At 71.8% G+C, this 25,770-nt stretch carries 25 protein-coding genes and 1 riboswitch; of the genes, 13 read left to right on the top strand and 12 right to left on the bottom strand.

What is annotated here, in order from left to right; translation table 11 throughout:
* The first annotated feature begins 129 nt into the window (after nucleotides 1–129).
* From AC0680_RS17230 to AC0680_RS17220, 3 genes are all read left to right on the top strand, one after another.
* On the top strand, nucleotides 130–276 hold the full coding sequence (locus tag AC0680_RS17230; RefSeq protein WP_478629203.1) for a hypothetical protein: 147 nt from the start codon (nucleotides 130–132) through the stop codon (nucleotides 274–276).
* A 132-nt stretch (nucleotides 277–408) separates the two neighbouring features.
* On the top strand, nucleotides 409–1,125 hold the full coding sequence (locus tag AC0680_RS17225; protein WP_478629201.1) for a response regulator transcription factor: 717 nt from the start codon (nucleotides 409–411) through the stop codon (nucleotides 1,123–1,125).
* On the top strand, nucleotides 1,122–2,972 hold the full coding sequence (locus AC0680_RS17220; RefSeq protein WP_478629199.1) for a sensor histidine kinase: 1,851 nt from the start codon (nucleotides 1,122–1,124) through the stop codon (nucleotides 2,970–2,972). Before AC0680_RS17225 ends, AC0680_RS17220 begins: the two co-directional genes overlap by 4 nt.
* A gap of 100 nt (nucleotides 2,973–3,072) precedes the next feature.
* Here the strand turns inward: AC0680_RS17220 and AC0680_RS17215 are convergent, their stop codons facing one another.
* Nucleotides 3,073–3,516, bottom strand: coding sequence for a hypothetical protein (locus AC0680_RS17215; protein ID WP_478629197.1), 444 nt, complete (start codon nucleotides 3,514–3,516; stop codon nucleotides 3,073–3,075).
* 342 nt (nucleotides 3,517–3,858) lie between these two features.
* Here AC0680_RS17215 and AC0680_RS17210 point away from each other — a divergent pair, with 342 nt between their 5' ends.
* The gene (locus tag AC0680_RS17210; protein WP_478629196.1) at nucleotides 3,859–4,302 is read left to right on the top strand and encodes a hypothetical protein; all 444 of its coding nucleotides are present in this window, start codon (nucleotides 3,859–3,861) and stop codon (nucleotides 4,300–4,302) included.
* Nucleotides 4,299–4,643, top strand: a complete 345-nt coding sequence (locus AC0680_RS17205; protein WP_478629194.1) for a hypothetical protein — start codon at nucleotides 4,299–4,301, stop codon at nucleotides 4,641–4,643. The genes AC0680_RS17210 and AC0680_RS17205 overlap by 4 nt, the downstream gene beginning before the upstream one ends.
* A 134-nt stretch (nucleotides 4,644–4,777) precedes the next feature.
* Here AC0680_RS17205 and groL read toward each other — a convergent pair whose 3' ends face one another.
* The 4 genes from groL to thrC form a co-directional block, all read right to left on the bottom strand.
* Nucleotides 4,778–6,400 (bottom strand): chaperonin GroEL, encoded by a 1,623-nt coding sequence (groL, locus tag AC0680_RS17200; protein WP_384424997.1) that lies wholly within the window; start codon nucleotides 6,398–6,400, stop codon nucleotides 4,778–4,780.
* A 435-nt stretch (nucleotides 6,401–6,835) separates the two neighbouring features.
* A complete protein-coding gene (locus tag AC0680_RS17195) occupies nucleotides 6,836–7,039 on the bottom strand; it encodes a cold-shock protein (RefSeq protein WP_010035953.1) in 204 nt (67 codons plus the stop codon).
* Nucleotides 7,040–7,526: 487 nt separating this feature from the next.
* Nucleotides 7,527–7,805, bottom strand: coding sequence for a MoaD/ThiS family protein (locus AC0680_RS17190; RefSeq protein WP_478629190.1), 279 nt, complete (start codon nucleotides 7,803–7,805; stop codon nucleotides 7,527–7,529).
* 53 nt (nucleotides 7,806–7,858) lie between these two features.
* Complete coding sequence (thrC, locus tag AC0680_RS17185; protein WP_478629188.1) at nucleotides 7,859–9,151, bottom strand: threonine synthase; 1,293 nt, start codon at nucleotides 9,149–9,151, stop codon at nucleotides 7,859–7,861.
* 17 nt (nucleotides 9,152–9,168) lie between these two features.
* Nucleotides 9,169–9,318, bottom strand: a riboswitch (SAM riboswitch).
* A 198-nt stretch (nucleotides 9,319–9,516) separates the two neighbouring features.
* Between thrC and AC0680_RS17180 the strand changes: the two genes are divergently transcribed.
* The 3 genes from AC0680_RS17180 (at nucleotide 9,517) to AC0680_RS17170 (ending at nucleotide 13,103) form a co-directional block, all read left to right on the top strand.
* Nucleotides 9,517–10,473: a glucosyl-3-phosphoglycerate synthase gene (locus AC0680_RS17180; protein ID WP_478629185.1), complete on the top strand. Its 957-nt coding sequence runs from the start codon at nucleotides 9,517–9,519 to the stop codon at nucleotides 10,471–10,473.
* 48 nt (nucleotides 10,474–10,521) lie between these two features.
* On the top strand, nucleotides 10,522–11,961 hold the full coding sequence (locus AC0680_RS17175) for an alpha,alpha-trehalose-phosphate synthase (UDP-forming) (RefSeq protein WP_478629183.1): 1,440 nt from the start codon (nucleotides 10,522–10,524) through the stop codon (nucleotides 11,959–11,961).
* 161 nt (nucleotides 11,962–12,122) lie between these two features.
* Nucleotides 12,123–13,103 (top strand): polysaccharide deacetylase family protein, encoded by a 981-nt coding sequence (locus AC0680_RS17170; protein ID WP_478629180.1) that lies wholly within the window; start codon nucleotides 12,123–12,125, stop codon nucleotides 13,101–13,103.
* A 147-nt stretch (nucleotides 13,104–13,250) separates the two neighbouring features.
* On the opposite strand, the gene otsB is transcribed toward AC0680_RS17170, so the two are convergent.
* From otsB to AC0680_RS17155, 3 genes are all read right to left on the bottom strand, one after another.
* The gene (otsB, locus tag AC0680_RS17165; protein ID WP_478629178.1) at nucleotides 13,251–14,165 is read right to left on the bottom strand and encodes a trehalose-phosphatase; all 915 of its coding nucleotides are present in this window, start codon (nucleotides 14,163–14,165) and stop codon (nucleotides 13,251–13,253) included.
* A gap of 263 nt (nucleotides 14,166–14,428) precedes the next feature.
* Nucleotides 14,429–14,707: a DUF3263 domain-containing protein gene (locus AC0680_RS17160; protein WP_478629305.1), complete on the bottom strand. Its 279-nt coding sequence runs from the start codon at nucleotides 14,705–14,707 to the stop codon at nucleotides 14,429–14,431.
* 513 nt (nucleotides 14,708–15,220) lie between these two features.
* The gene (locus AC0680_RS17155; protein ID WP_478629176.1) at nucleotides 15,221–16,489 is read right to left on the bottom strand and encodes an extracellular solute-binding protein; all 1,269 of its coding nucleotides are present in this window, start codon (nucleotides 16,487–16,489) and stop codon (nucleotides 15,221–15,223) included.
* A gap of 251 nt (nucleotides 16,490–16,740) precedes the next feature.
* On the opposite strand from AC0680_RS17155, the gene AC0680_RS17150 reads away from it, so the two are divergent.
* The 3 genes from AC0680_RS17150 (at nucleotide 16,741) to AC0680_RS17140 (ending at nucleotide 20,044) form a co-directional block, all read left to right on the top strand.
* Complete coding sequence (locus AC0680_RS17150) at nucleotides 16,741–17,697, top strand: ROK family protein (protein ID WP_478629174.1); 957 nt, start codon at nucleotides 16,741–16,743, stop codon at nucleotides 17,695–17,697.
* Nucleotides 17,697–18,920 (top strand): N-acetylglucosamine-6-phosphate deacetylase, encoded by a 1,224-nt coding sequence (gene nagA / locus AC0680_RS17145; RefSeq protein ID WP_478629171.1) that lies wholly within the window; start codon nucleotides 17,697–17,699, stop codon nucleotides 18,918–18,920. The genes AC0680_RS17150 and nagA overlap by 1 nt, the downstream gene beginning before the upstream one ends.
* Nucleotides 18,921–19,117: 197 nt before the next feature.
* Complete coding sequence (locus AC0680_RS17140) at nucleotides 19,118–20,044, top strand: 1-phosphofructokinase family hexose kinase (RefSeq protein ID WP_384424978.1); 927 nt, start codon at nucleotides 19,118–19,120, stop codon at nucleotides 20,042–20,044.
* A gap of 139 nt (nucleotides 20,045–20,183) precedes the next feature.
* Here AC0680_RS17140 and AC0680_RS17135 read toward each other — a convergent pair whose 3' ends face one another.
* The gene (locus AC0680_RS17135; RefSeq protein ID WP_478629168.1) at nucleotides 20,184–21,098 is read right to left on the bottom strand and encodes a carbohydrate-binding protein; all 915 of its coding nucleotides are present in this window, start codon (nucleotides 21,096–21,098) and stop codon (nucleotides 20,184–20,186) included.
* A gap of 266 nt (nucleotides 21,099–21,364) precedes the next feature.
* A complete protein-coding gene (gene cdgB / locus AC0680_RS17130; protein WP_468977306.1) occupies nucleotides 21,365–23,035 on the bottom strand; it encodes a diguanylate cyclase CdgB in 1,671 nt (556 codons plus the stop codon).
* Nucleotides 23,036–23,371: 336 nt separating this feature from the next.
* Between cdgB and AC0680_RS17125 the strand changes: the two genes are divergently transcribed.
* Entirely contained in the window at nucleotides 23,372–23,986 is a 615-nt protein-coding gene (locus tag AC0680_RS17125) for a flavin reductase family protein (RefSeq protein WP_478629163.1), read from the top strand.
* 85 nt (nucleotides 23,987–24,071) lie between these two features.
* Here AC0680_RS17125 and arfB read toward each other — a convergent pair whose 3' ends face one another.
* Nucleotides 24,072–24,500 carry an alternative ribosome rescue aminoacyl-tRNA hydrolase ArfB gene (gene arfB, locus AC0680_RS17120; protein WP_478629161.1) on the bottom strand — a complete coding sequence of 143 codons (429 nt, stop codon included), beginning with the start codon at nucleotides 24,498–24,500 and terminating at the stop codon, nucleotides 24,072–24,074.
* Between the two features lie 204 nt (nucleotides 24,501–24,704).
* Between arfB and AC0680_RS17115 the strand changes: the two genes are divergently transcribed.
* The gene (locus AC0680_RS17115) at nucleotides 24,705–25,280 is read left to right on the top strand and encodes a TerD family protein (RefSeq protein ID WP_468977301.1); all 576 of its coding nucleotides are present in this window, start codon (nucleotides 24,705–24,707) and stop codon (nucleotides 25,278–25,280) included.
* Between the two features lie 144 nt (nucleotides 25,281–25,424).
* Here AC0680_RS17115 and AC0680_RS17110 read toward each other — a convergent pair whose 3' ends face one another.
* Entirely contained in the window at nucleotides 25,425–25,697 is a 273-nt protein-coding gene (locus AC0680_RS17110) for a helix-turn-helix domain-containing protein (protein WP_478629159.1), read from the bottom strand.
* Nucleotides 25,698–25,770: the final 73 nt, after the last annotated feature.

Below are 25,770 nucleotides of genomic sequence, written 5' to 3'. Positions count from 1 at the left end.
CGTCCGGAGTGGTGCGCACGACCGCGCCCGGGACGGGGGTTTGTTGCCACGGGGCGCCAGTTGCCAGGGGCGCCACAGAGAACCCACAAGATTGCCGCCTACCTTCCTGGTGCGGCTACCTTGCACGGCGTGCCGTCGGTGGAGGGGGCGGTGGACCAGAACGGCGTCGACAGTGAACTGCACACGATGCGGTGGCCCGGTGATCCAGGGTCCGGACGGCCGATGGTGCTGCAACAACTGCGGGGCGAGCGGCTGAGCCACCGGAGGAACGGCTGAGCCACCGGAGGAACGGCTCAGCCGCGCGACGAACGGCCGAACCACGCGACAAGCGGCTCAGCCGACCGACCGACGGCTCGGCCGCCCGATGAAGCGGCTCAGCCGCCCGATGAGACGAGAGCGGAGCCTGGAATGTGCGCGGCCAAGCGCCTCGACCGAGTCCTGGTCGTCGACGACGACGCGATGATCCTGCGGTCCCTCGGGCGCGGCCTGCGGCTGAACGGCTTCGCCGTCGCGCTCGCCGAGGACGGACCGGCCGCCCTCGCGGAGCTGACGGAGCGGCCCCCGGACGTGGTGGTCCTGGACGTGTCCCTGCCGGGGATCTCCGGCACCGACGTCTGCCGCACGCTGCGGGCCAACGGGGACGAGGTGCCGGTGCTGATGCTCTCCGCGTTGGACGAGCTCGCGGACCGGGTCGCGGGCCTGCAGGCCGGCGCCGACGACTATCTCGTCAAGCCGTTCGCGCTCAAGGAGCTGGTGCTCCGGCTGCAGGCCCTGTTGCGCCGCCGCCCGCCCGTCGGCAGGGACGCGGTGCGGGTCGGTGACCTGGTCCTCGACACGGCCGCGCGCGAGGTGACGTACGGGGGTGCGGAGGTGCGGCTCACCCGGCGGGAGTTCGAGCTGCTGGAGGTCCTGGCCCGCAACGCGGGCGTGGTGCTCACCCGCGACCAGCTCCTGGACCGGGTGTGGGGCTACGACTTCGACGTACGCACCGACGCCGTCGACACCTTCGTCAGCTATCTGCGCCGCAAGACGGAGGCCGGGGGCCGGCCGCGCCTGGTGCACACGGTCCGCGGGGTCGGCTTCGTGCTGCGGGCGCCCGGATCGGGACCGGAGGCCGCGCGGTGAGGCTCTCCACCCGGATCGCCCTGGCCATGGGTATCGCCATGCCCCTGCTGGTCCTGGGCTCGGGGGCGCTGCTGCTGCGCCTGGTCACCCATGACGTGCACGCCGAGCAGGACGCCCATCTGCGGGAGCGGGCCGCGGTGCTGCTGCCGACGGCCAGGGGGCTGCTGCGGACCGAGGCGGGCGGACGGCCGCGGCAGGCGGCGAACCAGGAACGGCGGCTGCTCGACGCGGGCCTCGACGTGGGGGTGCGGCTCCTCGCTGCCGCGGACGGGTCGACGGCGGACGGATCGGCGACGGACGAATCGGCGCCGGACGAATCGGCGCCGGACGGATCGGAGGCGTCCGGGAGCGGAGGAGGAAAGCGCGGCGGCGGCGAGGGCGGCGGCGCGAAGAGCAACGGCACGGCCCCCACCACGCGCGAGCAGGACACCACCACGCACGGGCCGGACACCACCACACGCGGGCAGGGCATCACGACACACGGGCCGGACACCACCACACGCAGGCCGGACACCACCACGCACGGGTCGGACGCGGCCAGGGACGGGCAGGGCACGACCACGGCCGTGCGGCCCTCGTACCGGGTGGTGGCCGAGGCCGGTCCCCGGCCGGACGCCGGCGCACCGCTGCCCGCCGCCGCGCCCGACCCGGTGACCGTACGGGCCCGCGGGCACGCCTGGCGCGCCCTGTCGGTGCGGGTGAGCGGCGCGAGCGCGCGTTCCGGCCCGCACGGCGTGCTGTGGGTGTTCTCCCGCGGATCGGCCGGGACCACCGAGATCGACACCGTGCAGCGGCGCATCCTGGTGGTGGCGCTGATCACCGCACCGCTGACCGGGCTGCTCTCGTGGGCCATCGCCGAACGCGCCACCCGGCCGCTGCGCCGCCTCCAGCACCGGGCCGGCGGTCTGGACCCCGGCACCAGCACGGCCCGCCTGGAGCACGCCCCGTCGCGGATCACCGAGGTGGACGACCTGGCCCGCACCCTGCGGACCGTCCTGGCCCGGTACGACGAGCAGGCGGCGCGGACCCAGGAGGCGCTGGCCACCGCGCGGGCCTTCTCCGCGACCGCCTCACACGAACTGCGCACCCCGCTGATGGGCATGCAGACCAATCTCGACGTCCTCACCGACCACCCGGACCTCGACCCGGCCGACCGGGCGGAGGTCCTGGACGACCTGCACGCCGGGCAGCGGCGGCTGATGGGCACGCTGATCGCGCTGCGGGCGCTCGCCCAGGGCGACCTGGTGGGGGCCGACGCCTTCGGTCCCGTGGACCTGTGCGAGCTGGTCGCCGTGGCGGTGCACGAGGTGGAGCGGCACCATCCCGGTGCCCGGCTGACGCTGCGCGCCGCCCCCGGGCTGAGGCTGAGCGCCTGGGAGCCGGGGTTGCGGATGGCGGTCGAGAACCTGCTGCGCAACGCGGTGGTCCACGGGAGCAGTCCGGGCGCGGCGGCGCGGGTCGAGGTGGTGCTGCGGCCGGGCGGTACGCCGGCGGAACCGGTCGCCGTGCTCACCGTGGACGACGAGGGTCCGGGCATCGCGCCGGAGGAGCGCCGGCAGGTCTTCCAGCGGTTCCACCGGCGCACCGGCAGCCCCGGCTCGGGGCTGGGGCTGACCCTGGTGGCCCAGCAGGTCGCCCTGCACCGCGGCACAGTGGAGGTCATGGACCGGCCCGCGGGGACCGGCGCCCGGTTCGAGGTGCGGCTGCCGCGGCCCGTCGACGTGGAGGCCGACACCCGCACCCTGCAACTGCCGCTGCGCCGCACCTGGTTGAGCGAGATTCCGGCCGAGGGGTTCGCACCGGAGCCCGCGTCAGGTCCGTACGGGAATCCGCACCGGGGCCCGTAGTGGATACCGCACCGGGGGCCGTAGTGGACACGGCCCGTAGGGGACACCCCCCGGGGGCTCCGCGCGGACTCCGGGCGCCGCCGCCCAGGGTCTGAGCCCGTCACCCCTCGTGGGGCCGGGGTTCCTTGACCACCCGCGTCGTCGTCCGGGTCGTGCCCGCGGAGCAGGTCACCGAGCGGAACCGCCCGCCGATCTCGGCGACCCAGAACGCGTCGGCGAGCGTGCGCGCCTGGACGGTCCGGCCCCGCCGCCACCCCCGGAAGGACACCTCGACGACGTCGGCACCGGGCGGCAGCTGCCCCCATGCCAGGGACCAGCGCGTCGCCGCCCGGCCGCCGTGCCGGCCGCCCCTGAGCGGGGAGAAGCACAGCGTGCTCACGACGGACACGTCGATCAGTCCGGCCTCGTTGTGCACCTCCAGCGCCGGGCGGCCCTCGGCGCCCCGCGCGAGGCGCAGCCGCCAGCCGCTCAGCGGCAACCGCAGGGCACGGGGCCCGAGGACGGTGAGGGTGGCGGAGCCCGTAGGGGAGGGCTCGTCCGGCATGAGGAAACCACCGCGGTCCACTGTTTCTCCCGGGGTTCGACGGCTCGATGCGTGCGCTGCCGCCGACGCGGCGCGGGCGCTGACGCTCAACTGCCCCGGAGCGTAGGGGCGCTCCTTGTGGATTCCTTGTGTGCGCCGAACGCCCTCCGGCCCCTGGCGACGCACACCGCACCGCACCGCACCGAACCGCACCGCACCGCACCGAGTCACAAGGTCCCCACAAAGAAGGCTCCTACGGTCTGCGGCACGGCCGGCCGGTCCGCCTCACCGTGACGTGAGGACGGACGCGGCCGGGTCCGACCACTGGCGAAGACCCATTCGTTCCTGGAAGGGAGCACCACCATGCAGCGTCCCAAGAGCGCCGTGGCAGGAGTTCTGGCCGCATTCGCTCTCACCGGTTCCCTGCTGGCCACGGCAGGGCCGGCGAACGCGGCGGACGACGGCCCGGCCCCCGCGGCGACGACCTCGCAGTCCGGCGGCAAGGGCGAGGGCAAGAGCAAGGGCAAGGGCATCTGTGCGCGGGTGCCCCGGCTGGAGGAGCGCATCACCAAGGCGCTCGACCGGCTCAACGGCGACGCGGACACCAAGGGTTCGATCGCGCGGATGGAGGTGCGGGTGAAGAGGGCCCACGCCAGGAACCACGACGAGGTGGCCACGTTCCTCCAGGACCGGCTCACCCACCGCAAGGAGCTGAAGCCGACCCTCACCCGCAAGCTCCGTGACCTCAAGGCCGTTGCGGCCTGGTGTGCGAAGAAGGACGACGCCAAGGGCGGCGGCGGCTCGTGAGGCGGTCCGCCCGTCGGCTCGCGCTGCTGCTGATGGCGGCGGTGGCGGTACCGGTCCTGGCGGCCACCGGCTGTTCGCAGGGCTCCGGCGGGGCGTCCTCGGGGGGCTCCGCGCGAAGCGGTGCGCCGTCCTCGGCATCGCAGGGGCCTTCCGAGTCGTCCGAGTCCTCAAACTCTTCCGGCTCACCCGGCTCACCCGGCTCTTCCGAGTCACTCGGTTCATCCGAATCGTCCAGCTCTTCCGACCTCTCCGCCGAGGAGGCGGAGATGGCGAAGAAGGTCCGGGACGCCGAGAAGGCGGCGGACGACGCGGACGCCGACGCGGCCGGGGACTCCCGGTGAGGAGCCGGTGAGGGAGCCCCCTGAGGCTCCCGTACGACAACGCCGTCGGGGCGGCACCCCCTGGGAGGAGGGTGCCGCCCCGACGTATGTGCGGACGTGTGATCCGGGAGGGATCAGCGTTCCGATCCGGAGGATCAGAAGTCCATGTCACCGCCCGGCATGCCGCCCGGAGCGGCCGCGGCGGCCTTCTCCGGCTTGTCGGCGATGACGGCCTCGGTGGTGAGGAACAGCGCCGCGATGGAGGCGGCGTTCTGCAGCGCGGAGCGGGTGACCTTGGCCGGGTCGATGATGCCCTCGGCGACCAGGTCGACGTACTCGCCGGTCGCGGCGTTCAGGCCGTGACCCGGGGTCAGGTTGCGCACCTTCTCCACGACGACGCCACCCTCGAGGCCGGCGTTGACGGAGATCTGCTTCAGCGGGGCCTCCAGGGCCAGCTTCACAGCGGCGGCACCGGTGGCCTCGTCGCCGTCGAGCTCCAGCTTCTCGAAGACCTGGGAGGCCTGGAGCAGGGCGACGCCACCGCCGGCGACGATGCCCTCCTCGACGGCCGCCTTCGCGTTGCGAACGGCGTCCTCGATGCGGTGCTTGCGCTCCTTGAGCTCGACCTCGGTCGCGGCACCGGCCTTGATGACCGCAACACCGCCGGCGAGCTTCGCCAGGCGCTCCTGCAGCTTCTCGCGGTCGTAGTCGCTGTCCGAGTTCTCGATCTCGGCGCGGATCTGGTTGACGCGGCCCTGGACCTGGTCGCTGTCGCCGGCACCGTCGACGATGGTGGTCTCGTCCTTGGTGATGACGACCTTGCGGGCGCGGCCGAGCAGGTCGAGACCGGCGTTCTCCAGCTTGAGGCCGACCTCCTCGGAGATGACGGTGCCACCGGTGAGGATGGCGATGTCGCCGAGCATGGCCTTGCGGCGGTCACCGAAGCCCGGGGCCTTGACGGCGACGGACTTGAAGGTACCGCGGATCTTGTTGACGACCAGGGTCGACAGGGCCTCGCCCTCGACGTCCTCGGCGATGATCAGCAGCGGCTTGCCGGACTGCATGACCTTCTCCAGGAGCGGCAGCAGGTCCTTCACGTTGCCGATCTTGGAGTTGACGATCAGGATGTACGGGTCGTCGAGCGACGCCTCCATACGCTCCATGTCGGTGGCGAAGTACGCCGAGATGTAGCCCTTGTCGAAGCGCATACCCTCGGTGAGCTCCAGCTCCAGACCGAAGGTCTGGGACTCCTCGACGGTGATGACGCCTTCCTTGCCGACCTTGTCCATGGCCTCGGCGATCAGCTCGCCGATCTGGGTGTCGGCGGCGGAGATGGAGGCGGTGGAGGCGATCTGCTCCTTGGTCTCCACGTCCTTGGCCTGCTCCAGCAGGGCGGCGGAGACGGCCTCGACGGCCTTCTCGATACCGCGCTTGAGGGCCATCGGGTTGGCGCCGGCGGCGACGTTGCGCAGGCCCTCGCGGACCAGGGCCTGGGCCAGGACGGTCGCGGTCGTCGTGCCGTCACCGGCGACGTCGTCCGTCTTCTTCGCGACCTCCTTGACCAGCTCGGCGCCGATCTTCTCGTACGGGTCCTCGAGCTCGATCTCCTTGGCGATGGAGACACCATCGTTGGTGATCGTGGGGGCGCCCCACTTCTTCTCGAGGACGACGTTGCGGCCCTTGGGGCCGAGGGTGACCTTGACGGCGTCGGCGAGCTGGTTCATCCCGCGCTCGAGACCGCGCCGTGCCTCCTCGTCGAACGCGATGATCTTGGCCATGTGAAGTGGTCCTCCCGGACGGGGTGGATTTCTCCGGATCGGCACCCGTGCCCGCGACGGACGGTCCGTGCGCCGTGTGGTTCCTTGCCCCACCCGGCGTCCGGACCTCACCGGCCCGATCCAAGTTCTGTCACTCTCACTCGGAGAGTGCTAACGCCAATGATTAGCACTCGGGCAGGGCGAGTGCAAGCCGCCTGAAGGGGCTCGCCGAGGGTCGGCGGGTGGGCGAGGGGTGAGCGACGGGCGGGCGCCGGCCGCCCGTCGGGGCGCCGCCCGGGGCATTGCGCGGCGGCGAACGGCACGGCACGGACGCAGGCGGGACGAGGTGCGGGCGCAGACGACGGGGACTCAGGTCCCGCCGCGGACAGGGCAGACAGAAGGCCCGTACCCCATGACGGGGTACGGGCCTTCTCTACGCTGCAGTCGGCCCGCGCCTCAGGCGCTCACCCTGACCATGTCCGCCTGCGGCCCCTTCTGGCCCTGCGAGATCTCGAACTCGACCCGCTGGCCCTCCTCAAGGGTGCGGTAGCCGTCCATCTGAATCGCGCTGTAGTGGACGAATACATCCGCACCACCGTCGACCGCGATGAAGCCGTACCCCTTCTCCGCGTTGAACCACTTGACGGTGCCCTGAGCCATGCCTAACTCCCCTATTACTGGCCCTTGCGCAGGACCGCACTCCGCGGACCCGGGTCAGACCTCACCCCGCGAAATGGCCCGTGGGGTGTGCGCCGGAACGCGTCGACCGCCGCTGAATGTATCTGCACCGATGCCCAGCGCAACAGGTCAATCGGACGAGAATTCTGGCGCCGGAGAATCGGAAATATGCCGTGAAATCCCGTTCCTCCGGGGCAAGTCGGGCCGGGCATAGCGCACGTAAGCGACAAATGCCGCACACACTTTGCGCACAACTCTCCGCGGTTTCCTATGCGTTCGGCACGTGCGCGGAGTTATCCGGAACGGGGATCACCGCAATGGTATCCCCTTTCACTAAGCGGAATTGCCCCGTCCGATTTCAACGGACGGGGCAATTCCGGTCAAGTAGGTGAAGAGATGGCGCAAATTAGCGCTCACCCGTCGACCGATCGGGGGCGACCGGTCGACGGCCACCGGGCGCGTACGCCTTTCAGCAGCCGCCGGCGACCGCCGGGATGATGGAGACGCCCGCACCGTCCGGGGTCGGCGTCTGAAGGCCCTGCTCGAAGCGCACATCGTCGTCGTTGACGTAGACGTTCACGAAGCGACGCAGCTTGCCGGCGTCGTCCAGGACACGGGCCGCGATGCCCTGGTGGTTCTTCTCCAGGTCGGCGATCACCTCGGAGAGGGTCGAGCCCTCGGCGGTGACCTCGGCCTCACCACCGGTGTACGTACGGAGGATGGTGGGGATGCGGACCTTGACGCTCATGGGTTCTGCCTTCCGGACAGGGTTGGGGAGTGCGGGTTCGTAGAGCTGTGGACTCAGCCTGCCAGGCCGGCCTCGCGGAACGCGTCCAGGCTCGGGCGGATCGTGGCCGTCGGCCCGGACGTCGGCGCGACGGCGTCAAGCGTCTTGAGGCCGTCACCCGTGTTGAGGACGACGGTGGTCAGGGACGGGTCGAGCAGACCCTCCTCGATCAGCTTCCTGGTGACGCCGACGGTCACCCCGCCCGCGGTCTCCGCGAAGATCCCCTCCGTCCGGGCCAGCAGCTTGATCGCGTCCACGACCTGCTCGTCGTCGACGTGCTCCACCGCACCGCCCGTACGGCGCGCGATGTCGAGCACATACGGACCGTCCGCCGGATTGCCGATCGCCAGCGACTTGGCGATGGTGTTCGGCTTCTGCGGGCGCACGACGTCGTGCCCGGCCTTGAAGGCCGTCGACACCGGCGAGCAGCCCTCCGCCTGGGCACCGAAGATCCGGTACGGCCGGTCCTCGACCAGGCCGAGGGCGATCAGCTCCTTGAGCCCCTTGTCGATCTTCGTCAGCTGCGAGCCGGACGCGACGGGGATGACGATCTGGTCCGGGAGCCGCCAGCCCAGCTGCTCGCAGATCTCGTACGCCAGCGTCTTGGAGCCCTCGCCGTAATAGGGGCGGAGATTGACGTTGACGAAGCCCCAGCCCTCGCCCAGCGGGTCGCCGATGAGCTCCGAGCAGAAGCGGTTGACGTCGTCGTAGTTGCCCTCGATGCCGACCAGGTCGCCGCCGTAGACCGCGGCCATGACGACCTTGCCGGCCTCCAGGTCGTGCGGGATGAACACACAGGACTTGAAGCCCGCGCGGCGGGCCGCGGCGCCGACCGCGCCGGCGAGGTTGCCCGTGGAGGAGCAGGACAGCGTCGTGAAGCCGAAGGCGCGGGCGGCCTCGACGGCGATCGCGACGACCCGGTCCTTGAAGGAGTGCGTGGGGTTGCCGGAGTCGTCCTTGACGTAGAGCGCGCCGGTGACGCCCAGCTCGGCGGCGAGCCGGTCGGCCTTGACGAGCTTGGTGCAGCCGGGGTTCAGATTCGGCTTGTCCGCCACATCGGTGGGGACGGGCAGCAGCGGGGCGTAGCGCCAGATGTTGTCCGGACCGGCCTCGATCTGCTTCCGCAGCGCCTCGGGGTCGCCGCTCGGCAGGTCGTAGGCGACTTCGAGCGGCCCGAAACAGGTCGCGCAGGCGAAGAGCGGGCTCAGGTCGAAGCGCTCACCGCACTCACGGCAGGACAGCGCGACGGCGGGACCCAGAGCGACGGCGGGGGCGGTTTCGGTGACTTCGGTGCTGTACACAGCCATGGAGGCGAGGCCCTTTCTCCTCATCTTCCTCATGGCGCATCTCGCCATGAGACGGATTTGGCACCTTCCCTAGCCGGGAGCCTCGCGCGCGATGATCGCGACGGAGACCGGCTGGAGGGTTGCCGGGGCTTCAACGGGCCGTATCCCTCTGCCCCTCTGGATGAGCGGTATGGCGCTGGGACGAAACCCAGGCGTTTGTGGCGCGGCGACCCCGACATGCGACGGCCATCCGCGTTGTTCAAGACTGTAACCGAAGGCCCTGACAGTTGAGATAGTCGTCCGAACCGCGAGATGGATCACAGAATGGCCCACACGACGGATTGCATACCGGTCGCGGCACCGGCGGCCACCGAGGAGTCGTAGACGTGCTGGAAGAGGTGGAGCGCTGGCTGAGCAGCCGCTCCTGGTCCGCCGCGGACCGTCCGCTGGAGCAGCTGCTGGAGGCCAAGCGCCAGACGGGCCGCACGGTCAGCGTCGTGCTGCCCGCGCTCGACGAGGAAGCCACGGTCGGCGCGATCGTCGCCGCGATCCGCGCCGAGCTGATGTGCGACGCCGTCCCCCTGGTCGACGAGCTGGTGGTGCTGGACTCCGGATCCACCGACCGCACCGCCGAGGTCGCGGCCGCGGCCGGCGCCCGCGTCGTGCACCGCGACACCGTCCTGCCCCGGCTGCCCGCACTGCCCGGCAAGGGCGAGGTCCTGTGGCGCTCGCTCCTGGTCACCACCGGCGACATCATCTGCTTCGTCGACGCCGACCTGCGGGAGTTCTCCGCCACCTTCGTCTCCGGGATCGTCGGCCCCCTGCTGACCGACCCCGACATCCACTTCGTCAAGGCGATGTACGACCGTCCCCTGGAGGCCGGCGGCCGCCCGGGCGAACAGGGCGGACGGGTCACCGAGCTGGTCGCCCGCCCCCTGCTGAACCTCCACTGGCCGCAGCTGGCCGGCTTCGTCCAGCCCCTGGGCGGCGAGTACGCGGCCCGGCGCTCCCTCCTGGAGCGCCTGCCCTTCCCGGTCGGCTACGGCGTCGAGCTCGGTCTGCTCGTCGACGCCCTGCACACCGTCGGCCTCGACGCCCTGGCCCAGGTGGACGTCGGCGTACGCAAGCACCGCCACCAGGGCGGCCAGGCCCTCGGCCGGATGGCGGCCGCCATCTACCGCACCGCCCAGCTCCGGCTCGCCCGAGGCCACCTGGTGCGCCCCCGGCTCACCCAATTCGACCGCGGCGAGGAGGGCTTCGTCCCGCGCACCACGGACGTGGACACCGAGGAGCGGCCGCCCATGGCCGAAATCCCCGAGTACGCGGCGCGGCGGGCGGCCTGACCCGTGTCCGTACGTTTGCGCGGTTCTGCGGCGGGTTAATGTCGCGACATGGTCTCCGAGCGCAGTGCGGTCCGGGCAGGTGCCGAGGTTCTCGTCGCGTCCAATCGCGGGCCGGTGGCGTACGCCGTGGGCGAGGACGGGGCGCTGAGCGCCAAGCGGGGCGGGGGCGGGCTGGTGTCCGGGCTGTCGGCCATCGGTCCCGGCACCGACGCGGTGTGGGTGTGCGCGGCGCTCGGTGACGGGGACCGGGAGGCCGTACGCCGGACCGGGGGCGCCCTGGCACCCGAGGACACCGGTGGACAGCGCGTCCGCATGCTGGACATCCCGTCCCAGGTGCACGCCGACGCCTACAACGGCATCGCGAACTCGGTGCTGTGGTTCGTCCACCACATGCTCTACCAGACGCCGCTGGAGCCGGCCTTCGACGCCGGGTTCCGGCAGCAGTGGGGCGCGTACGAGACGTACAACCGCGCCTTCGCCCAGGCCCTCGCCGACGAGGCCGCCGAGGGGGCGGCGGTGCTGGTGCAGGACTACCACCTGGCGCTGGTGCCGGGAATGCTGCGCGCACTGCGGCCCGACGTACGCATCGCGCACTTCTCCCACACGCCGTGGGCGCCGCCGGACTATTTCCGGATGCTGCCGGACGAGATCGCGCGGCAGCTGCTGGAGGGCATGCTGGGCGCCGATCAGCTGGGGTTCCTCACCCACCGCTGGGCGGACGCGTTCACCGCGTGCTGCGCCGAGGTCACCGGCGGCACGGGTGGCACCCGGATCGGTGCGTACGGGCTCGGGGCGGACGCCGACTTCCTGCTGGAGCGGTCGCGGCGGGCGGACGTCGAGGAGCGGCTGGCCACCCTGCGCGAGCAGATCGGCACCGGTCCCGACGGGGCGGCACGCAAGACCATCGTCCGGGTGGACCGCACCGAGCTGTCCAAGAACATCGTCCGCGGCCTGCTGGCCTACCGTCAGCTGCTGGCGGAGGAGCCGTCGTGGCGCGAGCGCGTGGTGCATGTCGCCTTCGCCTACCCCTCGCGCCAGGACCTGGCCGTCTACCGGGAGTACACGGCGGCGGTCGGCCGGCTCTCCGAGGAGATCAACTCCGAGTACGGGACGGCCACTTGGCGTCCGGTCGTGCTGCACGTGAAGGACGACTTCGCCCGGTCGCTGGCCGCCTACCGGCTGGCGGACGTGGCACTGGTGAACCCGATCCGGGACGGGATGAACCTCGTCGCCAAGGAGATCCCGGTGGTGTCGGAGCAGGGCTGCGCACTGGTGCTGTCGCGGGAGGCCGGGGCGCACGAGGAGCTGGGCGGCCACGCGCTGACCGTCAATCCGTACGACGTCAGCGGTACGGCGCGGGCGCTGCACGAGGCACTGTCGATGGACGCCGGGGAACGCGGCGAGCGGACGGCGCGGCTGGCGGCGGCCGCCACCGCGCTGCCACCGGCGCAGTGGTTCCTCAAGCAGCTGCGCGCACTGGTCGGCTGAGCCGGACGCCGCCGGCTGCGTCCCCTGCCGGACGCCGGGCCACCCGCCGGGGTGGTGACCGGCGTCACCCCCCTCCGCCTTGAGGCTCACATCAATGTGAACGTTCGAGGCTGCGTACAGGAAGCACCGCACCAGTACGCACCCGACGCGAGGCGAGGACGATGAACCAGCCGATGAACCAGTCGACGAACCAGTCGATGAACCACCAGCTCCTGGACGACCGAGCCATGGACGACCGGCCCGTGGAGAACCGGCCCGTGGAGAACCGGCTGTACGACTACAGCCCGATCGTCGACCGGGCACCGATCCGGTGGCCGGGCGGCGCCCGGGTCGCCTTCTACGTCGGCCTGAACATCGAGCACTACCGGATCGACCGCCCGTCGACGAGCACCTTCCCCGGCACCGCGGAGCTGACCCCGGATCCGCTGAACTACGGCTGGCGCGACTACGGGCCCCGGGTCGGCTTCTGGCGGCTGATCGAGAGCCTCGACCACCATCGCGTACGCGCCAGCGTGCTGCTCAACTCCGATGCCGGTGAACGCTATCCGCAGATCATCGAAGCGGGGCGGGCCCGCGACTGGGTGTGGCTCGCCCACGGCAAGAACAACTCCACCTTCCAGGCCGACATGACACCCGACGAGGAACGCGCCTACCTGACGGAGGTGATCACCAGCATCGAGCGGACCACCGGCCGGCGGCCGCGCGGCTGGATGGGACCGGCGCTGACCGAGACCTTCCGGACTCCGGAACTGCTCGCCGAGCTCGGGCTGAACTACGTACTGGACTGGACCAACGACGACCAGCCGTACCGGCTGAACGTGCCGGGGATGCTCAGCGTCCCGTACTCCGTCGAGCTCAACGACATCGGCCTGTTCGTCAGCAAGGGTCTGACGGGGCCGGACTTCGTGCAGATCGTCAAGGACCAGCTCGACCAGCTCCACGAGGACGCGGCGGACAGCGGCCGGGTGATGTCACTGGCCCTGCACCCGTTCGTCATCGGCCAGGCATTCCGCCACAAGTACCTGGACCAGGCCCTCGCCCACATCGTCAACCACCCCGGAGTGTGGCTGACCACCAGCGACGAGATCGCCGCACACTACGAACGGACGGCGGTGGGGGCGTCGTGGACGACGGCGTCGTAGCCGGCGACAACGCGCACGAGGGAGTCGTGGACGACGGCATCGTGGACCGGGGAGTCGTGGACGAGGGAGTCGTGCACGGGGGCTAGGTGGCCCGAACACTCAGGCCGAACGCCCAACCCAGGCCGAAGGATCACCCAGGCCGAATGCTCAGACCGCGGCGAGGCGGTCCGCGAGGGCGCCGAGCAGTTCCACCACCCCGGCGGGTCCGTCGACCACCAGGTCGGCACGGTCGGCGAGTTCGGCCACCTCGGTGCTGCCGCTGCAGACCAGGACGCCCGCCAGGCCGTCGGAGCGGAGCTTGTCGACGGCGGCGAAGGCCGCGAGGTCGCCGAGGTCGTCGCCGGCGTAAAGGACGGTCGACGCGCCGGTTTCGCGTACCCATTCGGCGAGGGCGACGCCCTTGTCCATGCCCGGGGGGCGCAGCTCCAGGACGAGGCGGCCCGGTTCGACGATCAGGCCGTGGCGTTCGGCGAGCGCGGCGAGCGGGGCCCGCAGCCGGTCGAAGGCGCCCTGAGGGTCGTCGGCGCGGCGGGTGTGGACGGCGATGGCCTGCCCGCCCTTGCGCTCGATGGCGGTCTCGACCCAGGTGCCGTGCCAGACGCCGGAGGCGTCCAGTACGCCGGGGAGTTCGGCCTGTATGGCGGCGACGCCGGGGTGCGGGGCGGGAGCGTGGACGGTGCCGGTGGCCGCCTCCCAGCGCTCGACGCCGTAGTGGCCCAGGACGGTGAGGTGGTCCAGGCCGGGGACGGAGTCGAAGCCGCCGAGGCGGACCGCGACCACGGCCGGGCGCCCAGTGATCACCGCGGCCGCGCGCAGCCGGGGCACGAGGCGGCCGAGGGCGGCGACGGCGCCGTGATGGGCGCGGGCCTTCTCCGGGTCGGGGACGATGTCGGCGAGGGTGCCGTCGAAGTCCAGGGCGATGACGGCACGTTCGGGGTGGGCCAGCAGCGCGGCGAGGCCGTCGCGGCCAGCAGGCGTGTGCGGTGTCGGCACGGAGCCGGGCGCACGCTGGGGTTCGGGTGTCGGCTCGGAGTGCGGCGCGGCGTTCGGGGAGCTGCCCATGCGCCGACCCTACCGGCGTGGGACCGGCGCACGGCGGGTGTACGGGCGCATCACGCCGGCGGGTTGGGGCCGAAACGGGCACCGAACCGAGCGGGCATCGAACCGGCCGGGCACCGAACCGCGCTGCCGTCGAGCCGCCTTACCGCCGAACCGCGTCACCGCCGATCCAGTCATCGCGCTCGCCCTGGTCACGCCCCGCGCCGCCTGGCCGACGCCCCGCATGGCCTGGCCACGCCCCACGTCGTCAGCGGCGGGCCACCTCGTCAGCGGCGGGCGCGGCGGGCTTCGCGTACGCGGCGCAGGCGGTTGATGGTGACGGGGTCGTGGGCCAGCGCGCGGGGGTCGTCCAGCAGGGCGTTGAGGAGTTGGTAGTAGCGGGTCGGGGATATCCCGAGCCGCTCACGGATGGCTCGCTCCTTGGGCCCGGGGCCCGGCCAGGAACGGCGCTCCACGGCGAGCACGGCCTCGTCCCGGGTGGAGAGCCCCTGTGCGCCTTCGTCGTCCACGGGTTGCCCGGCATCCGCACGGTCGTCGGCGCCCACAGGGCCTGAGGCACTCGCACGGCCCGCGCCACCCACGCGGCCCGCGGAATCAGTACGCTCCGCGGCGTCCGCGGCGTCCGCGGCGCCTGCTCCGCTCGCCCCGCCCATGCCGTCCGTACCGCTGTCCTCCGTACCGCTGTCCCCCGCGCCGCTGGTCGTCGTACCGCTGTCCCCCGCACCGCTCGTCGTCACGTTTCCACGATAAGCGCATGGTCGGACAAGGCCCCCTACCTCCTACTTCCGGCCTTCGCGACGCTTGTCTGCCTCGGCGGCCTCCACTCATTACGGCAACGATTACGGAGAGTAATCAGTTCCCCCGGAGTGTAACCGTGGTGCGCCTCGGAGTTCTTTCCATGTGCTGTGTCTGCCCCGGTGCCCCGGGGCTGCATGCGCCTCGGTCGGTGTTCCCTGCGGGGGGGCACTTCACGTGGCCAGCCATGAGCGACCGCCGGCCGCCCACGAACGGCTGCCCGCCCACGGACGGCCGGCCCCGAGAACGCAGCGCCCGGGGCGCTACCCCGCCGCGTTGTCCGCCGTGTCTGCGGCGTTCTGGATGTCGGTGAGGACGCCGGCGGGGTTGCCCTTGGGGCCGACGGCGGCGCCCATCTTCGCCTTGACGGTCTTGGAGACCAGCGGCCAGGAGGTCTTGTTCGCCGGGTAGAACTCGGCGGTGGCCAGCTGCTTGAGGAAGCTGTGCAGCTTGGCGTACTTGTCGTCGGCGAGCATCGCCTGGGAGGCGGAGGTGGTGACCGGCAGCAGGCCGTACTCGCCGGAGAACTTCACGACGTTGCTGTCGCTGTAGACGAAGTCGAGGAACTTGCCGGCCTCCGCGCGGTGGCCGTTCTGCTTGAAGGCCATCATCCAGTCGGCGACGCCCATGGTGGCCTTGGCCTTGCCGTCGACGCCGGGCAGTTCGACGGTGCCGTAGTCGATGCCCTTGGCCTCGGCCTGCTTCATCAGGGCGGGGTGGCCGTTGAGCATGCCGACCTCGCCGTCGGCGAAGCCCTGGAAGGCGTCCGCGCGGTTGAGCTGGGCGGGGTCGGTGCCGGTCAGGCCCTTGCCGACGAGGTCGTCCTTCAGCCAGTTGAAGGTCTTGATGTTCTCCGGCGAATCGATGCGGTACTTGCCGATGCCGTCGGTGTAGCCGCCGCCCCCGCTGAGCATCCACATCAGCGTCTCGGCCTGGGTCTCCTCGGGGCCGAGCGGCAGCGCGTAGGGCATCTTCACGCCGCGCGCCTTCAGCAGCTGGGCGTCGCGGGCTATGTCGCTCCAGGACTGCGGGGGGTTGGCGATGCCGGCCTTGGCGAACAGCTTCTTGTTGTAGAAGAGCCGCCGGGTGCTGGCGCCGAAGGGCAGGCCGTACTGGATGCGCTGGTATTCGCCGGCCTCCGCGAGGGAGGGGGTGAAGTCGGCCTCGGTGGAGACGGAGAGCAGCTGGTCGGCGCGGTAGAGCTTGTCGGCGGCGGCGTAGTCGGCGTAGGCGCCGATCTGGGCGAGGTCCGGCGCGTGGCCGTCCTTGACCAGGTCCTCGACCTTCTTGTCGACGTCGGTCCAGCTGTAGACCTCGACGTCGACCTTGATGCCGGGGTTCTTCTTCTCGAAGGCGCGGGTGAGCTCGTCCCAGTAGTGCTGGGAGCTGTTGTCCGCGCTGTCCCCGTAGTCCGCCGCGATCAGCTTGAGGGTGACGTCGCCGTCGCCCGAGCCGCTGCCGCAGCCGGTGAGAGTCAGCGCCATGGTGGTGGCGACCGTCGCCGCCGCCAAGCTCAAGTACCGCCGCTGCACCGCTGTTACCGCCCTTGTCCGTGCCCGAATGTGTGTGCTTGCCGGGTGTGGCAACGCCGTCTGGGGATCGCCCTCGACCGGCGTGAACAGCGAAATCCTCCCGCGTTCCCCTCAAGGTCTACACCACCGGTGGTGCGGCTCCGGTATCGGGTTCCCACAGTCTTTTCACCTGCCGGACTCCTGCGGTTCCCTTCGCGATCCCCCGGTGAGTGGACTAGACCTTTCAGGGCGGATCGCGCGAAACTGTTCCCGTGAGACACGTCATCGCCCTTGATGTGGGCGGCACCGGGATGAAGGCCGCCCTCGTGGGGGTGGACACCGCACCGTCGAAGCAGGCGCCGCCCGCCCTGCTGTACGAGGCACGGCGCCCCACCGGCCGCGAGCACGGCCCCGACGCGGTCGTCGAGGCCATCCTCGGCTTCGCCGCCGAGCTGCGCGACATCGGCGCGGCGCGCCTGGGCGCCACCGCCGCGGCCGCCGGCGTCGCCGTCCCCGGCATCGTCGACGAGCACTCCGGCACCGCCGTCTACGCCGCGAACCTCGGCTGGCGGGACGTACCGCTGCGGGCGCTGCTGTCCGAGCGGCTCGGCGAGGTGCCGGTGGCCCTGGGTCACGACGTGCGAACCGGCGGGCTGGCCGAGGGCCGGATCGGCGCCGGTCGGGACGCCGACCGCTTCCTGTTCGTCCCGCTGGGCACCGGTATCGCGGGCGCCATCGGCATCGACGGCCGGATCGAGGCCGGCGCGCACGGCAGCGCGGGCGAGATCGGCCACATCGTCGTACGGCCCGGGGGGCGGGTCTGCGGCTGCGGGCAGCGCGGCTGCCTGGAGACGCTGGCCTCGGCGGCCGCGGTGGGCCGGGACTGGGCGGCGGTCTGCGGTGATCCGCGGGCCAGTGCGGCGGACGCGGCGAAGGCCGTTCAGGCCGGTGACGCCCGCGCCCGTGCCGTGTGGCAGGACGCGGTGGACGCGCTGGCCGACGGCCTGGTGACCGGGCTCACCCTGCTCGACCCGCGGACGGTGATCATCGGGGGCGGGCTCGCCGAGGCGGGCGACACGCTGTTCGTCCCTCTGCGGGAAGCGGTCCGCCGGCGCGTTACGTTCCAGCGTCTCCCCTCGATCGTTCCGGCGGCCCTGGGGGACGCCGCCGGGTGCCTGGGCGCGGGGCTCCTCGCCTGGGATCTTCTCTCCACGGAGGTAACCGCCTGATGGCACAGCAACAGTCCGCGCGGCCGGCTGCGGGCCTTTCCCGCACCACCCTGGCCGGCGCCCGGATCGCCCGGCCGTCCGGTGTGGTCGACAGCGGCCGGATCACCGTCGAGGGCGGCCGGATCACCGGTGTCCACAGCCGCGACAGCGACCGGGACGCCGGGGCGGACGCGGGCTCGGCCGCGGGCGTCGTGGACCTTTCGGGGCACCTCGTCGTCCCCGGGTTCGTCGATATGCACGTCCACGGCGGAGGCGGCGGGTCCTTCTCGTCCGCCGACCCCGAGGAGTGCATGACGGTCGTCGAGACCCACCGCCGGCACGGCACGACGTCGATGCTGGCCTCCACCGTCACCGGTGAGCTGGGTGAACTCGCCCGGCAGGCCGGGGTGCTCGCCGAACTGGTGCAGCAGGGCGAGCTGGCCGGTATCCACTTCGAGGGCCCGTTCATCTCCCCGCACCGCTGTGGCGCGCACCAGCCGGGCCTGCTGCGCGATCCGGATCCGGCCGATGTCCGACGGCTGGTCGACGCCGCGCGCGGCACCGCGGTGATGATGACCGTCGCGCCCGAGCTGCCCGGTGGCCTGGCGTCGGTGCGGCTGCTCGCCGACGCGGGGGTGATCGCCGCGATCGGCCACACCGACTCCTCCTACGACGCCACCCGGCAGGCCGTCGACGCGGGCGCCACCGTCGCCACCCACCTCTTCAACGCGATGCCGCCGCTCGGTCACCGGGCGCCGGGTCCGGTCGCCGCGCTCCTGGAGGACGAGCGGATCACCGTCGAGCTCATCAACGACGGCACCCATCTGCACCCCGCGATGCTCCAACTGGCCTTCCGCAGCGCGGGGGACGGGCGGGTCGCGTTCATCACGGACGCGATGGGCGCGGCGGGGATGAACGACGGCATGTATCCGCTCGGCCCGATGCGGGTCGAGGTCAAGGACGGTGTGGCGCGGATCAGCGAGGGCCCGACGGCCGGTTCGATCGCGGGTTCCACGCTCACCTTGGACCGGGCGTTCAGGCGGGCCGTGACGGTCGACGGTCTGACGGTCGACCAGGCCGTGCAGGCGCTCTCGGCGACCCCGGCGCGGCTGCTGGGCATCGGGGAGCGGGCCGGTTCCCTGGAGGCCGGCAAGGACGCCGATCTGGTGGTGTTCGATGCGGCGTACGACGTGGTGGGTGTCATGCGCCGGGGCGAGTGGGTGGTGCGTCCTCGGGGGGTGTGACGCTCCGCGGTGGCACCAGGGCGGCTACGCAGGGTGCCGGCTGTCGCTGGTAGTCGGCGGCCGCACGGTGGTTACCCGGGGTCTGGGCCAACCACCGTCGGCGATGGCATGATCGCTCGCGCACTTGTCCGCATGCCACCGCCGAGTGCGGTCGCCCGCTCACGGCCGCCCGGCCATGACTGCCCGGAGGGGGGACCATGATCCTCACGGTCACGCTGAACGCCGCCTTGGACATCACCTACCGCGTGCCCCGGCTCCGTCCGCACAGCACCCATCGCGTCACCGAGGTGTCCGAGCGCCCCGGTGGCAAGGGCCTGAACGTCGCCCGTGTGCTGGCCGCGCTCGGTCACCGTACGGTCGCCACCGGCTTCGCGGGCGGCGGGACGGGGGAGGCGCTGCGGGCGCTGCTGGCGGACACGGAGGTCACCGACGCGCTGGTCCCGGTCGGCGGCGCCACCCGCCGTACGGTCGCCGTCGTCGACGCGGCCACCGGCGACACCACGCAGCTCAACGAGCCGGGCCCGACGGTCTCTCCGGCCGAGTGGGAGGCCTTCCTCGGGACGTATCGCGAACTGCTGGGCGAGGCGCGGGCGGTGGCGCTGTGCGGGAGTCTCCCGCCGGGCGTCCCGGTGGATGTCTACGCCCGTCTGACGCGTGCCGCGCGCACCGCGGGTGTGCCGGTCCTCCTCGACACCAGTGGCGAGCCGCTGCGCCGGGGTCTGGCGGCCCGTCCCGATCTGGCCAAGCCCAACGCCGACGAGTTGGCGGCGTTGACGGGCAGCACGGAGCCGCTGCGGGCGGCTCGTGATGCGCGGCGCCGCGGCGCCCACGCGGTGGCGGCGTCGCTGGGTGCGGACGGCATGCTGGCGGTCACCGCGGACGGTGCCTGGCAGGCGGCGCCGCCGCGGCGGTTCGCGGGCAATCCCACCGGCGCCGGTGACTCGGCGGTGGCCGGTCTGCTGTCCGGGCTGGTGGAGGAGTTGCCGTGGCCGGACCGTCTGACGCGGGCGGTGGCGCTGTCGGCCGCCACCGTACGGGCCCCGGCGGCGGGCGAGTTCGACGCCTCGACCTATGAGGAGCTGCTGGGGCGGGTGGTGGTGACGGATCGTCCGGCGGTGGCGTGAGGGGTGGCGGCGACCGGGCCCGTCTCGGCGCGGAAGCCCGGCCGAGACGGCATCACCCCCAGACGGCGACGCTCTTGAACGCGACCCACGGGACAAGGGACTTGTCCCGCCGAGGTGCGGAAGTACGGCTGTCCGGCCACTAGTTGGCGTTCGCCAGCCACACCTGATCCAGGATGGCGTTGCACTGGTTGCCCTGTGCGCACGCGATCTCGACGGTGTTGGTGCCCTTGTTCAGGGTGATCGGGGCCCAAGTGGACTGCCAGCCCTTCTTCCAGTCGCCCTGCGGGGAGTGGATGAAGTTCTTCAGGCCAAGCGGCTGGCTGTTCGGCTTGCCGTTGACCGAGAGCGTGGCGTTGGCGTCCTCTCCTGGGATGCTGTAGCGCACGTACAGCCGAAAATCGCCGTTGTCCGGCAGGTCCACGGTCCACTTGACCTTCGCCCCGACCTGGTTGAACCCGCCGACGTACGAGCCGCTCGCCGAGCGGGCGCCCTCGATGTCCTTGGCGGTTGCCGCGCCGCCGTCGAGCCGCAGGCTGGCCGCCTCCTCCTTGGGGAGTTCGCCCGGCTTGGGCTTGCTGGTGGGCTCGTTGGGCTTGACGGTGTCGCCGGCCGTGGGTCCCGGCTTGCCGGCGTTGTCGGACTTCTTGTCGCCGGCGTTGTTGGTGAGCATGGCGACGCCGATGCCTATGCACACCACCGCGACCACGGCGACGGCGCCGATCAGCAGGCCGTTGCGGCGGCGCGGTTCGTGGCCGCCGCCGTGGCCCGGGGCGGGGGCGGTGCGGGTGCGTTCGCCGCCGGGGAGGGTTTCGGGTGCGGCGTAGCTGGCGTTCTGCTGGCCGTAGGTGACCTGCTGCTGAGCCTGCTGGCCGTACTGGCGCTGGCCCACGGCGCGCACCTGGTTGTAGGAGGTGCGCGGGACTCCCGGCTGCCGGGTGGCCGCGCCGTCGCCCGCCGAGCCCGGTGCGCCGTCCTGGCCGCCTTCCGAGCGGTAGAGGTAGGCGAACGGGTCGTCGTTCTCCGGCGTGTCCGCGCCGTTGTTGCCGGCCGTCATTCCGTGTCACTCCCAAGCGATCTGTGCGCGTCGTGTACGCGTTGGTACGCGTGCGCAGAGGTCTCTGCGCGCTGTGTCTTCGGGGCCCCCGGCGGCGCCGCGCCGCATCGGCGCAGCCTACCCCGTGATGGCCCGGCCACACCGGCTCCGGAGGGCCACAAGATCGCTACAGATCGGTGAACAGATCGGTGAACTGCTGGTGCGGTGGCCGGTGGGCGGTGAGTGTGAGATGCGCGGCATGCCGTGCGGTCGCGGCGCGGGCCGGGTCAGCCGGCGGCTCGCCGGTTGGCCTTGGAGCGGGAGCGTTTTTCGACGTACATCCGCTGGTCGGCGGACTCCAGTACTTCTTCGGCCGTCATCCCGCAGCCGGCCCAGCCGATGCCGAAGCTGGCGCCGACGCGGACGGCGCGGCCCTCGACGCGGATGGGCGGGATGATGGCGTTGCGCAGGCGGACCGCGAGGTCGGCGGCGTCGGCGGTGCCCAGGCCGTCGGCGAGCACCACGAACTCGTCGCCGCCGAGCCGGGCGACGGTGTCGCCGTCGCGGACGCCGCTGGTCAGCCGGCGGGCGACCTCGATCAGTACGGCGTCGCCGGTGTTGTGCCCGAAGCGGTCGTTGATCGACTTGAAGCCGTCGAGGTCGCAGAAGAGGACGGCGAGGCCCTTGGAGCCGTCGTCGGCCGGTCCCTCGGCGGGGGCGATGAGGTGGACGTGGTGGTCGAGGGGGACGGGCGCCTTGCCCTCGAAGCCGTCGATGCCGTCGAAGGGCTCCTTGCCGTCGGCGCGGAAGCCGTGCGGATCGCTGGGGTGGGCGCCGCCCGCTGAGGCGTAGGCGTCGGCCATCGAGCCCGGTGGGCGCGAGCACAGCCGGGCGCCGAGCCGGGCGCGCAGTTCGGCGCTGTTGGGCAGCCCGGTCAGCGAGTCGTGGCTGGCGCGGTGGGCGAGCTGCAGCTCGTGGCGTTTGCGTTCCTCGATGTCCTCGACGTGGGTGAGCAGGTAGCGGGGGCCGTCGGCGGTGTCGGCGACGACGGAGTTGCGCAGCGAGACCCAGACGTAGGTGCCGTCGCGGCGGGCGAGGCGCAGCTCGGCGCGGCCGCCTTCGGCGGAGGTGCGCAGCAGGGTGCCGATGTCCTCGGGGTGGACCAGGTCGGAGAAGGAGTAGCGGCGCAGGCCGGAGGCGGTGCGGCCGAGGAGCCGGCACAGGGCGTCGTTGGTGCGCAGCAGCCGTCCGTGCTGGTCGCCGCCCATTTCGGCGACGGCCATTCCGCTGGGTGCGTACTCGAAGGCCTGCCGGAAGCTTTCCTCGCTGGCGCGCAGGGCCTGCTGCTCGCGCTCCAGCCGGACCAGGGCGCGCTGCATGTTCGCCCGCAGGCGGGCGTTGCTGATCGCGATGGCGGACTGGAAGGCGTACATCTGCAGGGCTTCCTGGCCCCAGGGGCCGGGGCGGCGGCCGTTGCGCGGACGGTCGACGGAGATCACTCCGAGCAGCTCGCCGCCGCCGTTGCCGGCGGTGTACATGGGCGCGAAGAGGCGGTCCATGGGGTGCCACTCGTCGGGGAAGCGGGGTGCGGGGCCGGCGGTGTGCCACTGGGGGACGTCGTCGTCGTCGAGCACCCAGCCCTCGGTGTACGGGATGAAGCACAGGTCGCCCCACCGTTCGCCCATGGACAGCCGGCGGTCCCAGGAGGCCCGTGAGCCGACCCGCCCGGCCATCAGGGCTTCGGCGCCCGCGCTGCCGGCGACGGCGGCGACGACGAGGTCACCGTCGGGGCGGACGAGGTTGACCGCGGACAGCTCGTAGCCGAGGCCGGTGAGCGCGCCGTCGGCGACGGTCTGCAAGGTGTCCGCAAGGCTGCGTGCGGTGTTCAGCTCGGCGACCACTTGGTGCAGCTGCCGCAGGGTCGCAAGACGGACGTATGGCTCCGACTCGGTCTCCATCGCTCGCTCTCCCTGAGACCTCGACAGCAAACTCCACGATTCTTCGTCGTCCGATTCCACGCTCACTGAATCACAGTGAGCTGTTCACTCGGTACACAGGGTCAACAATTAGCGCCTGCTGTGACTCAAGTCACAGACTGTGAGCAAGCTTTGGCGATCTTCGGCGCCCCCATTATTCGAGTCCGCGTTCACTATTTCTACACTTTCTGAACGCAAATTCTGAGGTTCGCGGACTTTCGGGCGCCCGACGCCGGGCGACTCCGTCGTCGGACCTAGGACGCGAGTGGTCCCCGGGCCCGATGCGGCCCGGCGCGCTGGGACGTTAGCGTTCGTGGCGTGTTCACGAAAACCCTCGCCGATGCGGCGTCCGCCGGGCCCGCAGCCCCAGCCACACCCGCCGTCGCCCTGACATCCGTGCCGGGCGGCGCACCGATCCCGCATTCTGTTGGGGTGAGTGACGACGAGTTCCGTGCCGCCCTGTCCCGCCTCGCCGCCGGCGTGGTGCTGATCACCGCCCACGACCCGGACGACGGGCCGCGCGGCGAGGACGTCGGCATGACCGCCACGGCGTTCCTGTCCGTCTCCCTCGACCCGCCCCTGGTGATGGTGAGCGTTCGCAACGACTCACGGATGGACGACCTGCTGGCGGCGCAGCCGCTGTGGGCCGTGTCGGTGCTGTCCGGGCACCAGCGGCAGATTGCCGGACGATTCGCCATGAAGGGGCGCATCAGCGACCGACTGCTCTTTGAGGACATCGCGCATGTAAGGGGCGAAGCGTCCGGCGCCCCGCTCATCGGGGGCGCCCTGGCGACGCTGGAGTGCCGCACCGAGCAGCGGGTGATGGCCGGCGATCACACGCTGGTCATCGGGCGGGTGCTGGCGACGTCGGTCCCCAATGAGGACGACGGGCCGCTGACGTACTTCCGGGGGAAGTACCGGCACTTGGGGTGAGCGGGGCGGCGGTGCCGGCGGTCGCGTTCCGGGCGGCGGTGGCCTGGCACCGGGCGGCGGTGGTTCGGCGCCGGGCGGCGGTGGCTCAGCCCCAGTCGCGGCCCGAGCGGCCGCGCTTGGTCTCGCCGCGCTGCTTCTTCTCCCGCAGCCGGCGCTCGTTGATGCCCCGTGGGATCCGCGACTTGCGGCGCGGTGCGGGCGGCGGCGCGGTGGCCTGCGCCAGCAGCGCGGCGAGCCGGACGGCCGCGGTCTCGCGGTTGCGCCATTGGGAGCGGTGCTCGGAGGCGCGTACGGACAGCACGCCGTCGGTCAGCCGACCGGCCAGCCGCTCCAGGGCACGCTCCTTCCACACCGGCGGCAGCGCCTGCGTCTTGACGAGGTCGAAGCGCAGCTCGACCTGGCTGTCGCTGGTGTTGACGTGCTGGCCGCCCGGACCGGAGGACCGCGAGAAACGCCATACGAGCTCGGCCTCTGGAAGGACGACCGAACCGCGGATGACATAGGGCCCGGACATGCGTCCTATGATCCCCGGGCCGAGGGCTCCCGTCACCCTCTTTACAGGGCACCCGCGGGGGCGTTCGGCATCAGGATTCGGCAAAGAGAGTAAAGACAGCTGGAACCTCGTGGTCCCCTCACGGCGTTGTGGTGAGTGACGGTAGCTTCGTGCGCAGTACGGAGCCCGACGAATCGACGCGTTGACAAGGAAAGGGACATCCCCATGGCTGTAAGCCTGTCCAAGGGCGGCAACGTCTCCCTCACCAAGGAGGCACCGGGCCTGACGGCCGTCACGGTCGGCCTCGGCTGGGACGTCCGCACCACCACCGGCACGGACTTCGACCTCGACGCCAGCGCGATCGCGGTCAACCCGAGCGGCAAGGTCTACTCGGACCAGCACTTCGTCTTCTTCAACAACAAGGCCACGCCGGACCAGTCGATCGTCCACACGGGCGACAACGTCACCGGCCAGGGCGAGGGCGACGACGAGCAGATCAACGTCAACCTGGCGGGTCTGCCGGCCGACATCGACAAGATCGTCTTCCCGGTCTCGATCTACGACGCCGAGAACCGCAGCCAGAACTTCGGCCAGGTGCGGAACGCCTTCATCCGCATCATCAACCAGGCCGGCGGCGCCGAGATCGCCCGCTACGACCTCAGCGAGGACGCGGCCACCGAGACCGCCATGGTCTTCGGTGAGCTGTACCGCAACGGCACGGAGTGGAAGTTCCGCGCCGTGGGCCAGGGTTACGCGTCGGGCCTCGTCGGCATCGCGCAGGACTTCGGCGTGAACGTCTGAGGCTGCCGAGCGAGCGGCCGCGACGCGTGAGCGTCACGGGCGCGTAGGCGCACGAGGCTTGCAGGGCCGGTCCCCGTTGGGGGCCGGCCCTTCGTGCGTGTGGCGACGGCCGGCCCCGGGTGCGCCTCCGGGGGCCGGTGCGGGTCAGGCGACCGCGTCCTCGGGGGCCGCTTCGGGTGGCGTGGCCAGTGCCGCCACCTCGTCCAGCGACAGTCCGAGCGTGCCGGCCAGCGCGGCGACGGTGAAGAACGCCGGTGTGGGCGCCCGGCCGGTCTCGATCTTCCGCAGCGTCTCGGCGGACAGCCCCGCCGCCGCCGCGACCTCGACCATGCTGCGCCCGCCGCGCGCCGTACGCAGCAGCGCGCCGAGCCGTTCACCGCGTTCACGTTCCCAGGGGGTCAGTGGAGTTCGCACCATGCCCGTGATACTAATACCGGTAAAGAAATACCGGTAAAGAAATAACGCTTGCCTGGACGGCGGGCGCTGGGGA

It is taken from the genome of Streptomyces sp. NPDC043738 (genome assembly GCF_056436545.1).
The sequence above is the reverse complement of the archived record's forward strand: the minus strand, read 5'-3'. Positions and strand labels throughout refer to the sequence as shown.

Excerpts from the sequence above, each read along its gene's own strand:
- AC0680_RS17225 (WP_478629201.1), top strand. The coding sequence starts at position 409 with ATGTGCGCGGCCAAGCGCCTCGACCGAGTCCTGGTCGTCGACGACGAC.
- AC0680_RS17215 (WP_478629197.1), bottom strand. The coding sequence starts at position 3,516 with ATGCCGGACGAGCCCTCCCCTACGGGCTCCGCCACCCTCACCGTCCTC.
- AC0680_RS17210 (WP_478629196.1), top strand. The coding sequence starts at position 3,859 with ATGCAGCGTCCCAAGAGCGCCGTGGCAGGAGTTCTGGCCGCATTCGCT.
- groL (WP_384424997.1), bottom strand. The coding sequence starts at position 6,400 with ATGGCCAAGATCATCGCGTTCGACGAGGAGGCACGGCGCGGTCTCGAG.
- AC0680_RS17195 (WP_010035953.1), bottom strand. The coding sequence starts at position 7,039 with ATGGCTCAGGGCACCGTCAAGTGGTTCAACGCGGAGAAGGGGTACGGC.
- AC0680_RS17190 (WP_478629190.1), bottom strand. The coding sequence starts at position 7,805 with ATGAGCGTCAAGGTCCGCATCCCCACCATCCTCCGTACGTACACCGGT.
- thrC (WP_478629188.1), bottom strand. The coding sequence starts at position 9,151 with ATGGCTGTGTACAGCACCGAAGTCACCGAAACCGCCCCCGCCGTCGCT.
- AC0680_RS17175 (WP_478629183.1), top strand. The coding sequence starts at position 10,522 with ATGGTCTCCGAGCGCAGTGCGGTCCGGGCAGGTGCCGAGGTTCTCGTC.
- AC0680_RS17170 (WP_478629180.1), top strand. The coding sequence starts at position 12,123 with ATGAACCAGCCGATGAACCAGTCGACGAACCAGTCGATGAACCACCAG.
- otsB (WP_478629178.1), bottom strand. The coding sequence starts at position 14,165 with ATGGGCAGCTCCCCGAACGCCGCGCCGCACTCCGAGCCGACACCCGAA.
- nagA (WP_478629171.1), top strand. The coding sequence starts at position 17,697 with ATGGCACAGCAACAGTCCGCGCGGCCGGCTGCGGGCCTTTCCCGCACC.
- AC0680_RS17140 (WP_384424978.1), top strand. The coding sequence starts at position 19,118 with ATGATCCTCACGGTCACGCTGAACGCCGCCTTGGACATCACCTACCGC.
- AC0680_RS17135 (WP_478629168.1), bottom strand. The coding sequence starts at position 21,098 with ATGACGGCCGGCAACAACGGCGCGGACACGCCGGAGAACGACGACCCG.
- cdgB (WP_468977306.1), bottom strand. The coding sequence starts at position 23,035 with ATGGAGACCGAGTCGGAGCCATACGTCCGTCTTGCGACCCTGCGGCAG.
- arfB (WP_478629161.1), bottom strand. The coding sequence starts at position 24,500 with ATGTCCGGGCCCTATGTCATCCGCGGTTCGGTCGTCCTTCCAGAGGCC.
- AC0680_RS17115 (WP_468977301.1), top strand. The coding sequence starts at position 24,705 with ATGGCTGTAAGCCTGTCCAAGGGCGGCAACGTCTCCCTCACCAAGGAG.
- AC0680_RS17110 (WP_478629159.1), bottom strand. The coding sequence starts at position 25,697 with ATGGTGCGAACTCCACTGACCCCCTGGGAACGTGAACGCGGTGAACGG.